Annotated in this window: 16 protein-coding genes and 1 pseudogene; 10 read left to right on the forward strand and 7 right to left on the reverse strand. The window is 33.2% G+C overall.

Annotated features, from left to right (window positions below):
* Window positions 1-120: 120 nt before the first annotated feature.
* Window positions 121-1,104, reverse strand: a complete 984-nt coding sequence (locus tag H8911_RS06150; protein ID WP_186999036.1) for a bifunctional 4-hydroxy-2-oxoglutarate aldolase/2-dehydro-3-deoxy-phosphogluconate aldolase — start codon at window positions 1,102-1,104, stop codon at window positions 121-123.
* 289 nt (window positions 1,105-1,393) lie between these two features.
* Between H8911_RS06150 and H8911_RS06155 the strand changes: the two genes are divergently transcribed.
* The 6 genes from H8911_RS06155 (at window position 1,394) to H8911_RS06180 (ending at window position 7,688) form a co-directional block, all read left to right on the forward strand.
* Window positions 1,394-2,584 carry a glycoside hydrolase family 88 protein gene (locus H8911_RS06155; protein ID WP_186999037.1) on the forward strand — a complete coding sequence of 397 codons (1,191 nt, stop codon included), beginning with the start codon at window positions 1,394-1,396 and terminating at the stop codon, window positions 2,582-2,584.
* 18 nt (window positions 2,585-2,602) lie between these two features.
* Window positions 2,603-3,094: a PTS sugar transporter subunit IIB gene (locus H8911_RS06160; protein WP_117926621.1), complete on the forward strand. Its 492-nt coding sequence runs from the start codon at window positions 2,603-2,605 to the stop codon at window positions 3,092-3,094.
* A 13-nt stretch (window positions 3,095-3,107) separates the two neighbouring features.
* On the forward strand, window positions 3,108-3,890 hold the full coding sequence (locus H8911_RS06165; protein ID WP_117926622.1) for a PTS mannose/fructose/sorbose/N-acetylgalactosamine transporter subunit IIC: 783 nt from the start codon (window positions 3,108-3,110) through the stop codon (window positions 3,888-3,890).
* The gene (locus H8911_RS06170; protein ID WP_117926623.1) at window positions 3,877-4,692 is read left to right on the forward strand and encodes a PTS system mannose/fructose/sorbose family transporter subunit IID; all 816 of its coding nucleotides are present in this window, start codon (window positions 3,877-3,879) and stop codon (window positions 4,690-4,692) included. Before H8911_RS06165 ends, H8911_RS06170 begins: the two co-directional genes overlap by 14 nt.
* Window positions 4,693-4,740: 48 nt before the next feature.
* The gene (locus H8911_RS06175; RefSeq protein ID WP_186999038.1) at window positions 4,741-6,615 is read left to right on the forward strand and encodes an alginate lyase family protein; all 1,875 of its coding nucleotides are present in this window, start codon (window positions 4,741-4,743) and stop codon (window positions 6,613-6,615) included.
* A gap of 62 nt (window positions 6,616-6,677) precedes the next feature.
* Window positions 6,678-7,688: a LacI family DNA-binding transcriptional regulator gene (locus tag H8911_RS06180; RefSeq protein WP_186999039.1), complete on the forward strand. Its 1,011-nt coding sequence runs from the start codon at window positions 6,678-6,680 to the stop codon at window positions 7,686-7,688.
* A 187-nt stretch (window positions 7,689-7,875) separates the two neighbouring features.
* On the opposite strand, the gene trpA is transcribed toward H8911_RS06180, so the two are convergent.
* Window positions 7,876-8,415, reverse strand: coding sequence for a tryptophan synthase subunit alpha (gene trpA, locus H8911_RS06185; RefSeq protein ID WP_369410295.1), 540 nt, complete (start codon window positions 8,413-8,415; stop codon window positions 7,876-7,878).
* Window positions 8,416-8,595: 180 nt separating this feature from the next.
* Between trpA and H8911_RS06190 the strand changes: the two genes are divergently transcribed.
* From H8911_RS06190 to H8911_RS12695, 4 genes and pseudogenes are all read left to right on the forward strand, one after another.
* Complete coding sequence (locus H8911_RS06190; RefSeq protein ID WP_255466305.1) at window positions 8,596-9,105, forward strand: LysR family transcriptional regulator substrate-binding protein; 510 nt, start codon at window positions 8,596-8,598, stop codon at window positions 9,103-9,105.
* 83 nt (window positions 9,106-9,188) lie between these two features.
* On the forward strand, window positions 9,189-9,785 hold the full coding sequence (locus H8911_RS06195) for a hypothetical protein (RefSeq protein WP_186999040.1): 597 nt from the start codon (window positions 9,189-9,191) through the stop codon (window positions 9,783-9,785).
* Window positions 9,786-9,787: 2 nt separating this feature from the next.
* Window positions 9,788-10,009: a helix-turn-helix domain-containing protein gene (locus tag H8911_RS06200; protein ID WP_117926627.1), complete on the forward strand. Its 222-nt coding sequence runs from the start codon at window positions 9,788-9,790 to the stop codon at window positions 10,007-10,009.
* Between the two features lie 224 nt (window positions 10,010-10,233).
* A pseudogene (locus H8911_RS12695) lies at window positions 10,234-11,060 on the forward strand (PDDEXK nuclease domain-containing protein).
* A 140-nt stretch (window positions 11,061-11,200) separates the two neighbouring features.
* On the opposite strand, the gene H8911_RS06215 reads toward H8911_RS12695, so the two are convergent.
* From H8911_RS06215 to H8911_RS06230, 5 genes are all read right to left on the reverse strand, one after another.
* Window positions 11,201-11,815 (reverse strand): ATP-binding protein, encoded by a 615-nt coding sequence (locus H8911_RS06215; RefSeq protein WP_255466306.1) that lies wholly within the window; start codon window positions 11,813-11,815, stop codon window positions 11,201-11,203.
* The gene (locus H8911_RS12700; protein WP_255466307.1) at window positions 11,805-12,542 is read right to left on the reverse strand and encodes a hypothetical protein; all 738 of its coding nucleotides are present in this window, start codon (window positions 12,540-12,542) and stop codon (window positions 11,805-11,807) included. Before H8911_RS12700 ends, H8911_RS06215 begins: the two co-directional genes overlap by 11 nt.
* Window positions 12,529-12,990 carry a TFIIB-type zinc ribbon-containing protein gene (locus H8911_RS06220; RefSeq protein ID WP_186999042.1) on the reverse strand — a complete coding sequence of 154 codons (462 nt, stop codon included), beginning with the start codon at window positions 12,988-12,990 and terminating at the stop codon, window positions 12,529-12,531. The genes H8911_RS12700 and H8911_RS06220 overlap by 14 nt, the downstream gene beginning before the upstream one ends.
* A 43-nt stretch (window positions 12,991-13,033) precedes the next feature.
* Window positions 13,034-13,414 carry a hypothetical protein gene (locus tag H8911_RS06225; protein WP_186999043.1) on the reverse strand — a complete coding sequence of 127 codons (381 nt, stop codon included), beginning with the start codon at window positions 13,412-13,414 and terminating at the stop codon, window positions 13,034-13,036.
* A 203-nt stretch (window positions 13,415-13,617) separates the two neighbouring features.
* Complete coding sequence (locus H8911_RS06230; RefSeq protein WP_186999044.1) at window positions 13,618-15,294, reverse strand: RNA-binding domain-containing protein; 1,677 nt, start codon at window positions 15,292-15,294, stop codon at window positions 13,618-13,620.
* Between the last annotated feature and the right edge of the window lie 34 nt (window positions 15,295-15,328).

Below are 15,328 nucleotides of genomic sequence, written 5' to 3' on the forward strand. Positions count from 1 at the left end.
ACATTGGCTTCTCCACCACCATAAGTTGCACCAAATGTATCGGCTTGTACAAAGCGATAATATCCTTCTGGTGCTAAACGTAACATGATTTCTCCAAAAGTGACTACTTTTTGTTTCATATTAAATCTCCATTTTTAAATCTGGATTAATCAAATGGATTCCAAATCCAGCTATTTCTAAATCTAAATAAACAAAGTTGATTCGATTTGTCTTTTTATTACGTGTAATACTTTCTTCGACAAACTTCACACCTTGTTTAGAAAGGTGATACATTGCTTTTTCAGGATATGGAGTATAGATTCCGATGTGACCATTTTCTCCACGGCCTTTTTTATGTAAAACCTCAAATCCTACACCAGCAAAATTTGATTTTGGCTTTGTGTATTGTGTAAAGTGGAACAAAGAACATAATGTATCTGTCACTTGTTTTGATTCTTCAGGACTATTTGTGTTAATTCCAACATGAATTAACTGGAAGTCCAACAAACTTTTGATAGCTGCTTTTGATAAAGCTTCTATTCCATCCCAATCTTTTGCGACAACCAAATCATTTGGCAACATAAAGCTTCCGCCGATTGCTTCTACATTTGGCAATGAAAGATAATCATGCATATTCTTTGTGTTAATGCCACCTGTTGGCATAAAGTGAACGTTCGCATATGGAGCACTTAGATCTTTTAATTTCTTAGCGCCTCCACTTGATTCTGCTGGGAAGAACTTTAATTGTGTTAATCCCATTGAAAGAGCCATTTCAACTTCACTCGCTGTTGATACGCCTGGATACACTTCCACGTCATGATCCAAACACCATTGAACAACTTTCGTATTAAATCCAGGTGTAATAATAAATTTAGCTCCTGCTTCAACAGCTTCTTTTGCTTGTTCAACAGATAATACAGTTCCAGCACCGACTAACATATCTGGTAATTGTTCTGAAATAGTTTGGATTGCACTCGTTGCATGTTCGCTACGATATGTAACTTCAATAACATCGATTCCACCATTTAACAGTGCCTTAGCTAATGGGTATGCATCTTCTTTTTCTAGAATCTTAACAACAGGTACGATTCCTGTGTTGGAAATACGATTCATATACGATTCCATAGTTCCACCTTCCATTTTCTATACTTTGCGTGTGTCTAGTACGCGTTTACTTTTTAGTAAACCAGTTCACCTATAGTCTAGTATGGTAAACCGGTTTTGTCAACTTGAAAAGTGAAAATAATCTGTTTTTTTATTTTTTAATTTTTTCGTATATTTCGTATATATTATAGGTAAGCGCTTTCGGAGTTTGTTAATTTTTGAACAAAATGTGTTGACAATCCATTTTTGAGGTGCAATAATGGTGTTGTCTAGTAAACCAGTTTACTTTTTTGAGGAGGCTATGGAGATTATGGTACGTACAGTAAATATCGAACCATTTACTAAAGAACAAGAGTTTTTAGCAACACCCGCCCTTACAAAAGAAGAATTAACAAATGCGTTTGAAGAATGTTTAAAACAAGTTAATTTAAATATGGAATATTTCAAAGATCGATTCCCATATTCATGTACTAAAGGTTTAAAGTATCCAATCATCGACAACATCGAATGGACTGATGGATTCTGGACAGGTATGTTGTGGTTGGCATATGAATATACGAATGATAAGAAATATAAAGAATTAGCTGATCGAAATATCGAAAGCTTCTTGCACCGTGTTGAAAATCGAATTGAATTAGATCACCACGATCTTGGATTCTTATATTCGCTATCTTGCGTAAGTGGCTATAAGCTTACAAAAAATGAGCATGCAAAAAAAGCTGCATTGTTGGCGGCTGATAAATTGATGGAGCGTTGGCAAGAAAAAGGACAGTTCTTGCAGGCTTGGGGACCTAAAGACAGTCCTGAACATTATCGATTCATCATCGACTGCATGTTAAACATCCCATTATTATATTGGGCAAGTGAAGTTACTGGTGATAATCACTATGCGGATGCCGCAACAAAACACTTCACAACAAGTTGTAAATATGTAATTCGTGATGATGCGAGTGCATATCACACATTCTATATGGATCCAGTTACTGGAGGACCAAGTCATGGTGCTACACGTCAAGGATATTCAGATGATAGTTCTTGGGCTCGTGGACAGGCATGGGGTATTTATGGAATCCCATTAAATATTCGCTACACGAAAAACACAGAATACGTTGATCTATATAAAGGAATGGCAAACTATTTCTTAAATCGTTTACCAGAAGACAATATTTGTTACTGGGATTTAATTTTTACAGATGATCCAGAACAATCAAGAGATTCAAGTGCAGCTGCTATTGCCGTATGTGGAATGCTTGAAATGGATCAATGGCTCAAAGAAGAGGATCCAAGTAAAAAGGTGTATCAAAAAGCTTGTGACAACATCACTCGCTCATTGATTCAAAACTACACTAACAATGATCACAAACCAGGCGATCCAATCTTGTATCATGGCGTATATTCATGGCATAGCGGTAAAGGCGTAGATGAAGGAAACATCTGGGGCGATTACTACTATATGGAAGCATTAATGCGTCAAATCAAGCAATGGGATCCATACTGGTAAAAATAAGGAGGAGATAAAATGGCAACACCAAACATCGTTATGACACGTATCGATGAACGTTTAGTTCATGGTCAAGGTCAATTATGGGTAAAATCTTTAGGCGTTAACACAGTAATCGTTGCGAACGATCAAGCAAGCCAAGATGCAATGGCACAAACTTTAATGAAGACTGTAATTCCTAAGGAAGTCGCAATGCGTTTTTACTCAGTACAAAAAGTTATCGACATCATTCACAAGGCAAATCCTGCTCAAACAATCTTCTTAATTGTAAAAGATTGTAAAGATGCTTTACGCTTAGTTGAAGGTGGCGTTCCAATCAAACAAATCAACATTGGAAACATTCACAACTGTGAAGGTAAAGAAAAAGTAACTCGTTCTATTTTCTTGGGTACTGAAGACAAGGCTGCATTAAAAGAAATGATTGAAAAGTATAACGTTGAATTTAATACACAAACTACACCAAGTGGTTCTGATGGAAGTGTATTAGTAGATATTAAAAATTATTTATAGGAGATAAAAGAATATGCAAATTACATTGTTACAGGCCGTAATCATCGGTCTATGGACAGCATTCTGCTACTCAGGGATGTTGTGGGGTATTTTTACGAACCGTGCTTTAGTATTAAGCTTCGGTGTTGGTATTGTATGTGGTGATCTTAAGACAGCATTGCAATGTGGAGCAATCGCTGAATTAGCATTCATGGGATTCGGTGTTGGTGCCGGTGGAACTGTTCCTCCTAACCCAATCGGACCTGGTATCATTGGTACATTAATGGCAATCACTATGGATGGTGTTACACCAGAAAGTGCATTATCATTATCTATTCCTTTTGCAGTCGCAATTCAATTCTTACAAACAGCTATCTATACAGTTCGTGCAGGTGCACCAGAAAGTGCAAACAACGCATTGAAAAAACAAGACTTTGCAAAATTCCGTTTACACTCTAACTTAACAATCTTATTATTTGCCCTTGTTGGATTCTTATTAGGATTCTTAGGTGCATACAGCATGGATACATTAAGTAAATTAGTAGCATTAGTACCAGCTTGGTTATTAAAAGGATTAACAGTTGCTGGTGGTATGTTACCTGCTATCGGTTTTGCTATGATCATGAGCGTTATGTTAAAGAAGGAAGTTGTTCCATTCGCATTATTAGGATACTTCTTAGCCGCTTATTTAGGCGTACCAGTAATCGGCATTGCTATTGTCGGAACTGTATTCGCATTAAAACACTATAACGATGCTGGAAATGTCGCTGTCGCACAAGCTGCAACTGAGGAGGTAGAACACGATGACTGGATCTAAATTAACAAAGAAGGATTACACTAAGACTACATTACGTGCTTACTTCTTACAAAATGGTTTTAACTATAGTAACTATCAAGGTTTAGGATACGCTTTAGTAATGTATCCTGCATTCAAAAAATTGTATGGTGATAACCCAGCTAAATTGGCTGAAGAATTAGACAATAACTGTGAATTCTATAACACAAACCCTAACTTCTTACCATTTATCACTTCTATTCACTTGGCAATGGCAGAAAACGGAATGGAATACGATGAAATTCGTGGTATCAAGATGGCGTTGATGGGTCCTTTAGCAGGTATTGGTGACTCATTATCACAATTCTGTATTGCTCCATTATTCTCAACTATCTTTGCTTCTATGGCTATGGATGGTGTGGCAATTGCTCCATTATTATTCTTAATCTGCGAAAACGTTACATTATTGGCAATCAAACTTGTTATGGGTGGATATGGACGTCGTCTAGGAACAAGCATGATTGACAAATTATCTGAAAAAATGGGTGTTATTTCTGAAGCTGCAAGTATGATCGGTGTTACTGTTATCGCTGGTTTAGCTGCAACATTCGTTAAAATGAACGTCGCAATCACATTCTCTGCTGGTGCTATTGAAGAAGGTGTTAAACAATCTACAGTAGATATTCAGGCAATGTTAGATAAAGTTGCTCCTGCATTATTACCAGTATTATATACAGCATTAATGTATTACTTAATCAAGAAAAAAGGTGTTACTACTTATTGGTTAGTATTGATCACTGTTGTTATCGGTGTTGCATTAAGCTGCTTAGGAATCTTAGCCTAATACATAAAGGAAGCAAATTTGCTTCCTTTTCTTTTTAAGGAGAACTCTATGAATCTATCTTACATAAAAAAACAACTACAATTCTGGGCAGACAAGAAGGATGTACTGCACGTAAAAAAATTATTAACGAAAGAAGATCAAATTCTAGTAAAAAGAAAATCAGAAGAACTGATTCAAAACATCTTTACGTTTGATAAACCATGGGACATGGAACGTTGCCAAATTCCTTACAAGCTAGAAACATTAGATTGGAACATACAATTAAACGATGATGAAGAATGGTGCTTCATGCTCAATCGTATGGACTACCTAAACTATCTAGTTCTTTCTGATCATATTGAATATGCCAAAACACTCATTTTAAACTGGATAGAAGCCCATCCAACAATTCAACCAGAACCAAGCACAAGAACACTCGATACAGGCATTCGTTTAATGAACTTCTTTGAAGCCCTGCCTTATTTGTACACAAACAATTTATTAAGTGATGAAGAAATCACTACGATTGCCAAATCCATGTTGGATCAGTGTGCGTATTTAAAAGAGCATTACATTCCAAAATACATAACATCAAATTGGGGAAGCATTCAAACATGTGCTATGATCAGCATATTACCTATGATTGAAGAACAAAGTGATATCTATGCTTGGGCATTCAATGAATGGAAAAGACAAATCCAAGCACAAGTGTATCCAGATGGTATGCATTGGGAACAATCCACGATGTATCATATTGAAGTCTTAAATTACTGCATGAAAGCTATGTATTATTCAGAACAAGAATTGCCACAAATTCATGCTTTGGCTAGAGCCATCTTCTTACAGGCTACCCCTCATAAAGAAATTGAAACATTCGGGGATACAGATCGCAGTAATATTCAAGATGTCATGACACGTGCTAGCTTCTTGTTTAATGAACCCACATGGAAGTCAATCGCATTTCATACTTTTGACATGGAATCTTTATATACATTAGGAGCTAAAATTGCCAAGATCTATCTAGAAAGTCAAGCTATTGAATCCAACGAACTTCACTTTGATGGAAATGATAGCGGTATGTATACATCAAGGAGTTCTTGGAAAGAAGATGCTAACTTTACCATGTTTACTAACGGATCATTAGGCAGTGGACATGGACATAGTGATAACTTACATGTATCCATTTACTATAAGGGAAACCCTGTATGTATTGATACTGGACGTTTAACATATCGTGAAGATCATCCACTAAGAGTACACTTAAAATCTATGGCAAGTCATAATGGTGTGATTGTAGATGAACATTGCTCATGTGTACCTAAGGATAGTTGGGGATATGAAGATTTTGGTGTTCCATTAAAGAATTATGTCTATCATAAAGATGGCATTCACTACTATGAAGGTACACTATTAGGACATGATCCGTTACAAGTATGGACAAGAAAAGTGATTGTCCTTGATATAGGTGTATGGATGATTGTAGATGAAGTAAAAGAAGACGGTAACCATCATGCTGTTACACGGTTTCATTTAGATCCAGATGCTAGTGATTTAAAAGGTTTAAAGCTTGTATCCAACATTCCATACACAAAGCATATTGAGCCATGTTCCCTTCGTTATAATGAAGAATTAGAGCATGATGTTTTATATTTTGAACAAGATTTCACGGATCATTTCGAACAATGCATTTGTTTTGTGGATAAAGCGATTGAAACAAAAGATGATTTTGTTCTTCAAAACAACGATACAAAACTAGATAATACGATTGTACACACCAAAAAGTTTATACTTTCAGAAGATGAATCTTATAGTGTAGCCATATTCCATAAGGAAATCTATAAAGGAAAGAAAGTATTATTCTTAGATGGTGAACCATTCCATTGCAAAGTATTTGTCGTACATAAGAAAAAAGATAAAGTAAAAACATATATTGTTCGTGCCTAGTAAACGCGTTTGCTAGAAAATGTAATATTTGTTAAAATTAGAGTATTGAAAGGATCCGCTTTATGAAAGAAAAAATAACCATTCGTGATATAGCTGAACGCGCTGGAACATCTAAAACCACTGTCTCTTTTTTTCTAAATGGTAAGACGGACAAAATGTCAGAGGAAACCCAAGCAAGAATTGCTCAAGTCATCAAAGAGACAAACTATCGTCCAAGTATTGCAGCACGCTCTTTAAACGCAAAAGAAACACGTTTAATTGGCGTTATCATTGGAGATATCACTAACACGTTTGCCAATCAAATCGTTAAAGGAATCGATGATTTCGCAAGAGATAATCGTTACCAGTTGATTGTTGGAAACAGTAATTATAATTTTGAAAATGAAAAAGGATACGTCAATCGCATGTTGGCAATGGGAGTTGATGGTTTTATCATCCAGCCATCCAGTCATTTTGCCGAATTGATTCTAAAAATCAAACAAGAAAATAAAGACGTAGTATTTATTGATTCACAAGTTTCTATGGATAAAGAAAAATGGGTCAAGACAAACAACTATGAATCCATATTGAATGTAGGAACACACCTAATCAATGATGGATATGATGAATTCATAATGATTACGGCAGATCCTCATGTATTAAGTACACGTTTAGAGCGTACAACTGGTTTTTTACACGCTTTAGAAACAAAAGGAAAAACATGCAAAACTCACGTTGTAGCAGATGATGTAACAAGCGATGCATTACGTGATCTACTATATAATGAATTACGTTTTGGTGTTCGCACCATCATCTTTGTAGCCAACTGCTTCTTATTACCACGAGTTTATTTGGCATTAAAAGATTATCGTAACCTAATGCCAGATACAATTGGATTAATTGGCTTTGACAATACAGAATGGACTAACTTCTCTAGTCCAACCGTAACAACGATCGTACAGCCTGCCTATGATGAAGGCTATCAAGCTGCATCGATCTTAATTGATTCATTAAAAGGAGAAAACAAACAGATTCCAAATCAAATCTTAAAGTGTTCTGTGAACTGGAATGAATCAACCAAACAACATAATTAAAGATTTACAATGTTGCCCATATTTACTTATGGGTTTTTTTCTATCATCAAAAGTTAAATTCATATCTTAAATCTTTCATTAATTTTTATATTTTATCAGTTATAACTGATAAATTTTGACTTTCTACACTAAAGTTCAATTATAATTTCAATTAAAAATCTCAGCCCTTTTCTTGGACTGAGATCTTTTATTTTATCGCTTCTACCATTTCTTTAACATATTCCTCAACATACTTATGCGCATCTTTTCCATACTTTTCAACAATCTTCTCAATAGCTCCATCGGATTGATCAGCCATTTTTTTAGCTTGTTCTGGCGTTGAGATTCCAAAACCTACCGCAACAGGAACGTCTGCGACTTCTCGTACAAGATGTACCATAGCTGAAATATCTGTTGTAATCGTAGATTGAATACCTGTTACACCTGATACGCAATAAATAAAGCCACCTGCATCTTTGGCAATCGTTTGAATGCGTTGATGACTAGTTGGTACAATCATGCTGATCAAATCTAATTCATATTTCTTTAATACCACATCAAACTCTCCTTTTCCCTCATAAGGAACATCTGGAAGAATCAATCCGCTCATATTTCCTTCCACCATTTTATAACTAAGCACAACATTGGCATATGTCATAAATACCATAGGAATATTCGAGTCTTTACAAATTCTTTTAACCATCTTAAATATTTTATCGGTCGTTACACCATTGGATAATGCACGAATATTCGCATTTTAAATGACAGGACTCTATGCCGTTGGATCAGAGAAAGGAATTCCTAATTTCACCAAACTACATTCTACTTTATCAAGGGCATATACAATTTCTTCGGTTGTTTCAAGATCTGGATCGTCACTTTGTCACAAACACAATAAAGGCCCACCATTTGAGAATGCTTTTTCAATTTGTTTATTCATAAATTATTTGGTGATTTTGCGGTTCCCAATGTTTTAAACAACATTACAGAAATTAGCTTGGTTCGTGCAAGTATCCCTCAATATGGGGCATTGGAAACTTTTCCGTATGAAAAAGATGATATTGTAGCTGTGATTCCTAAGGGGCATCCTTTATCCAAGAAAACTACGCCTATTGAAATTGAAGAATTTCATGGCATCCCTTTAGCGATTTCTTTTGATATTTCAAATACAGTTTACACTGTGTTTGGTCAACATGCCGTTGCGTACAATGTTGCGATTATCACTTCCATTAACGAAACGGCAATCGAATGGGCACGTACATTTAACACAATCGCAATCATCCCTTTTTCTGATGCGGATACAAGACATACTATGGATATGGTTATTCGCCCTATTCATGATCCAGGTATGTATATTTCAAGTGTATTCTTGATTCGAAAGGATCGTGAATTATCTTATGCGGGTAAATTATTTTTAGAAGAAATTGGCGTTTTGTAGTAAATCATATTGACTTATCATTTATGTAATATATAATTAAATTAACGATAAACATTAATTATTTAATGTTAGGAGGTAATATCATGAATGATAAGTCTAAAGCTTTATTAAAGAAAATGTGTTTTATTTTAGAAATCATTCGAGGGACTTGTTTAATTTTTGTTGTGTTGTCAATTGGACTAAGCTTATTTTATGCCTTCAACAAGGATGTATATAATACGCTATTTGGAAGTATAAGAATTGACTATCTTCAATTGATCTTTAATGATGATTTGGCATTAAATAAAGATAAAATGTCCATGTGGTTACCATTGATTTTTTTAATCACCGCTATATTTGTATTTATTATATATAAAGCTGTACAAACAATTGAATCCATTTGTACGATTACGATGGATCATACTCCATTTGATGTTCGTGTTGCCAATCACATCAAAAACCTTGCCAAATATATTCTTGTAGGTGGTATTGTCTTTAATATTCTTGAAGTATGTCGTATTATGCAATTTAAACAAACCATCAACTTCGATCTACTTTTCAACACTAAATATGTTACACAAATCAATTTTGATATTCGTCTTCACTTAAGCTTCCTCGTTTTTGCAGCTCTAATCTATTTGTTATCTTATATATTTAGATATGGACAAGAACTACAACAATTGAGTGATGAGACGTTATAATTATGGGTAAGATCATATTGCGATTAGATCGTGTCATGGCCGATCGAAAAATGAGTTTAAAAGAATTATCTGAGAAAGTTGGAGTAAGTAACGTTAACTTATCAAAGATGAAAACGGGTAAGATTTCCGCAATTCGCTTTTCCACTTTAGAAGCCATTTGTGAAGCATTAAATTGTCAACCTGGTGATATATTGGAGTATGTAAAGGACGATGAAAAGAGCTAGTTGCTAGCTCTTTTTATATACATTTATCATTTGTTCTTGACGAGTAGATCCATTAAAACAGTTATTCTGTTCATAACTATTTTTAGCTTATATCGTTTTTATATGCGCCTAAAATGTTATAATTAAGTGGCATATGTAACTCAATACTAAATCAGCAAGTTGGGATTCTTAATTGATGATAAAAAGCAGAATCTTATTTTTTCACGCACACGAAAGGAGTAATCATGTCTTTAATTACAAACGATAAAAAACAACTATCAACAATAAATACCGAAGATACATATAAAGAAATTCGATGTTTCATCATTAGTGCTAAACAAGAAATATACAAATCTGTTAATTCAGCAATGGTTGAAGCGTACTGGAACATAGGAAAGAAAATCTATGAGGTCTGTGGTGAAAATGACCGTGCAGAATATGGAAAACAAGTATTAAAAAATATTTCCAAAGCTCTTACAAAAGAATTCGGTCAAGGATTCAGTGTTCAGAATTTGAGAAATATGAGACAGTTTTACATGAAATTTTAAAAGTGCTACACACTGTGTAGCGAATTGAGTTGGTCACATTATCGTCTATTAATGCCCATTAACGATGAAAAGGCAAGACAATTTTATATAGATGAATGTGTAAAATCAGCTTGGAGTGTTAGACAACTAGAAAGACAAATTAACACTATGTATTACCAGAGAATTTTAGCAAGTAAGAATAAAGAGTCTATCAGAAATGAAATCCAAACAACAGAACCTAAACCGGAATATGAAAAATTCATTAAAGATCCTTATGTAATGGAGTTTTTACAAATTCAACCTGATACACATGTGTATGAAGAAGATTTAGAACAAGCATTAATTGATCATCTTCAGAAATTCTTACTAGAACTTGGCAGAGGTTTCTCATTTGTTGCGCGCCAAAAAAGATTCACTTTGGACGGCAAGATTTCTTTATTGATCTTGTATTTTACAATTACATCTTAAAGTGCTTTGTACTTATCGACTTAAAAATGGGTAAATTAACCCATCAAGATCTTGGCCAAATGCAAATGTACGTGTGAGTATTCCGCTATCTGAAGTCCATGCAATATGCTACAGAAGTCCACATAATCCGTTAAAGAAGTCCATCTTTTTTAAATCTTAATACGTAATACAAGTCCACTAAAAAACACGGTCAAATTAAATCAACCGTGTTTTTTTGTTATTTCTTATTTTTTAATTTAGAGTATGTTTCTCTTAATGATTTTCCATGTAATGTAATCAAATAAGATGAATTTATTATCCTATCTAATATCGCATCCGCTATAGGTCCTCCATTTAACAATTGATGCCAACCATCAAATGAATATTGACTACAGAATATTGTTGATTTCTTATTACACCTTATTTCCATCAATTCAAGTAGATCGCTTCTTTCTGATTCACTTGTCGATTTTAATAAGAATTCATCTAGTATCATTAAATCATACTTTCCTAGTTTTTTTAGATATTCATTATATTTTCCTTGAATCCTCATTTCTTCAAATTTTGAGAATAGTTCTGGTAATCGAATATATAAAACTGTTTTTCTATCTCTACAGGCATGGATCCCCAAAGCGTTTGATAACCATGTTTTACCATAGCCGGATGCTCCTACAAAAATTACATTCAAACCGTTGTTTATATAATTGTTTGTAGACAATTCCTCCATTTGCGAGCGATCGAGTTTTCTGTCTGGATTATAATTAATTGATTCCATACTAGCTATAGAATCATAAAAATGTGCATTCTTGATAAATCTTTCTATTGTATGATTTACTCGACTATCATATTCCATTTATCATTTTTATACCCTCTACGGCCGTTTTTATAAAGCTTTTACATGGTTGGTTGCTTTTTAATTCTTCAGATATTACATCAAGATTACAATTTAATTGTTCTTCATCATCTGAAGTTAATTGTTCTTTTTGAGATATCTTCTTAACATTTAGAATCAATTTATTCAATTCATTTGGATCAAAAGAGATATTGTTATAAGCTGTAAGTGTTGAATTGTCATTTGCAATATTTACTTGACCATTCTTTACTGTGATATTAAATGTATTTTTTTCATCTACTCCCATGTCTATTCCTATTTTGGTTAAGTACCCTTCAATATGTCTGATTAGCACATATACCACTCGGTCATTAAAACCTTTTACCATATCTTGATATTTAGTAGAACCAGAATATCCCATTGCTATACGATCGCAAATATCAATATCATTATCATTAATAAAATTTAAATATGCGAAAACATTACACACTTCTTCATGAACAGTTTCACCTAGAGTAAATGTTAAATTGCCGTAAGAGTTTTGTATTTGTGAAAACTCCTCTTCTAGATTAAATTCACAATTTCCACAGTCTTTAATAAATTCATTAATTATTTCCGTATTAGAAATAAACATCAAAAACTTTTTTAATATAGAATTATAATCATGAAAGTCTGCTTGCATTAATCGATTGGATATGCTGTTAAAATCATACATAATTTTTCGTAAATCTTTTTTATTCAAATTCATAATTTTTCACCCCACAACATGGACAATAACAACCTGTCATCTTTAACAATGGTTTAATTTTTGCTGAATGATGACAACATGGAAAAGTAACCTCTTCTAAAGCTTGAATTCCAGAATGAAGAGGATTCTCATATTCATGTTTCAACTTTTTACCAGCTTTGAATTGCAAATTACTGTTATGTCGGCTTTTTCTTTCTAAGTCTTTAAACATATTGTTGACTAAATCCATTGCATAATTATCTGCCATAGTTAAAGCAAGTTGTATGACATCATCTGTAAGATAGGTTTCACTTTCTAAACCACACGCTGGACATACTATACGCAAAATATCATCATTCTCACAATCTTCTGCCGTTAATTTAAAATATTCACCACAATGTCCACATTGAAGTAAAATATATCCATCATCATCTGCAGGAATAGAAAATTCTAATGTTATAGGATCCATTACTAATCACCTCCGATTCTAGCCAAATCAAAAATTTTTACAATTAGATTTGAAAAAGCTTAGTCAATGGCACAACATATAACTCTTCGTGATACCATAAATTATTTTCCATCACGTAAGTTTTTCTAACATAATATCCTTGTTTCACATCTTTAAAACACATAGTTAGCCTAATACCTTCTTCAATTATTTCGTCTTCTTTTTTTATAGGAAAGACTGGTCCGATAAAAAGTTCGTGTTTTTTTCCATCCATCCATATATCAATTCTATCTGGTAGTTTTCCATCCCTTGTTAAATATCCATCAGAATATATTACAGCTCCTCTAAGGGTTGTAATATAAAACTTAATATCATCTAAAATATTGGCGTGTACTCCTTCATAGCTTAGAATAAATTCTGCATATAATTTTTTAAATAATTCCATTTAGTCAAATCAATAAGTTACTAATACAATTTAATTTTTGATTTTAGTAAGCTGAAAAGCCGAGTAATTATGCATTTTAGCTAACAATAACTGTATGTTGACTTACTAAATATCTTACTAAACAAAATTTAATTTTTGATTTTAGTAAGATGAAAAAGTCTGGTATTTGTGTATTCAAATTTCCATCTGTGTGATTTATTATGCTAAATTTTATTATTTACTAATATCCAAGTTGAATTTATGGAATTTTTGTTTAAACATTGGACGATTCCTTTTCTTTTTAATGAATATAACAAATTTCGAATTTTATTTTCTTTTTGTTTTTCATTAAGATTATCTGGTAATTTATCTATTAAAAGAATTCTGAAATTTTCCCTTGTTCCAGACTCATATTCTTGGAGGTATTTAACAATTAAATTCCGATAATATTCATCATCAAACCCTTTATTTTTTACGTATTGTTCTTTCTTTTCTAAAGTCTTTGCGATATCAGCAGAAAGATAGATATTCGGCATTCTTCCTTCAATAATCTGTAATTTTCTTAAATATTTAACTTGTTCATTTGTTATTGTATGATGCTTTTGGACTTGATCGATTAAAAAGACAGTTTGAATATCAAATTCCGAATGTTCAAATAATAGTTTCGTATAGTTTTCATCCAATACTTTACCATATACAGTAACTCCAACTTGATTACCTACCGACAAATTGTAATCAGGCATAGGGAAATATTTTTCTTGTTGGATCTTATATACTTTACGTATTCCCATAGATTGTGTATCAATCATATTGAATTTCATCATTGTTTCAGCTAACAACTGATTTCGATAAAATGGAGGTGTGTAATTTTTTTGGAGAGCCACTTCAATACTGCCAGGTAGAAAAGAACCAGGATTTCTTAAGGTGATTTCATCCTCTTCTTCATCCACATTAATTCTTCCTCCTAATGCATAGTTAGAATGAGCAATACAATTATTCATAAGTTCTCTTAATAGCCACATGTCATATTGTTTCGTTTCTAAAGGAAACAAGGTTAATTGATTCGGCATATACCGATATGTTAAATTGCGAATTCGAGAAAAAATACGATCACTCAATGTAATAAATGGAATTTTGAAGATTTCATAATCTTTAATGTTACTTTTAGAATCATATAGTCTCCATGCTGCTTCAGGCGTGTAATCAAATAAGTAATCATAATCTTCATTCCCTAGTAACAGCATACAAGCATTTGTAATATGACCATTCTGTATAAGTTTCATTTTCGTCAGAAATTCTTCATCACTCATAGAATCAATTTCTTGAGAAATATGTGGCTTTTGCATCTTCTCCTTATAGTTGTTTCTAGCTAAGCTAATTGCATCTTTATTTAGATGCTGAATTGTTGCACCCTTTACAAACAATTTTGACCAATCTCGATTACTCTGTTGACGAATACGATCCATTTTTTCTAATGATAGTGGAACTAGAGAATCTCCTTCCCTAGCATAATATTGGTCTTTCCAACCCGTAGGAATACCCGCTGTTGCAGCAGGTATCTGAAACATAATTATTCTTTTACCTTCTTTTTCAACTTCATAAATTTCAACAAATGAAATCCCACCCGTTGTTTGCAATGAAATTTCATGTTTTAACGTATCAAGACCTTTTTTCTCTCTGTAATTGGTTCCAACAATCTTTTTACCTTTTTCTTTAATACCAAAAATCAACCATCCGCATTGTACATTTCTCAAATTTGCTTCATTAGAAAGAGCAGAAAAATATCTACCAATTTTATCTTTATCATAATCATTATTGGCTTCTTTAAACTCAACTGTCTCATCCTCCCAATTGGAAATCAAAGCATCTAATTTTATTAATAATTCATTATCTGTATTCATTTCTTCACCTCTTTCATTCAGAATGGTCTATCCA

Origin of the sequence: Holdemanella hominis (assembly GCF_014306155.1) — a bacterium.
In the GTDB taxonomy this organism is placed as follows: Bacteria; Bacillota_I; Bacilli_A; order Erysipelotrichales; family Erysipelotrichaceae; genus Holdemanella; species Holdemanella hominis.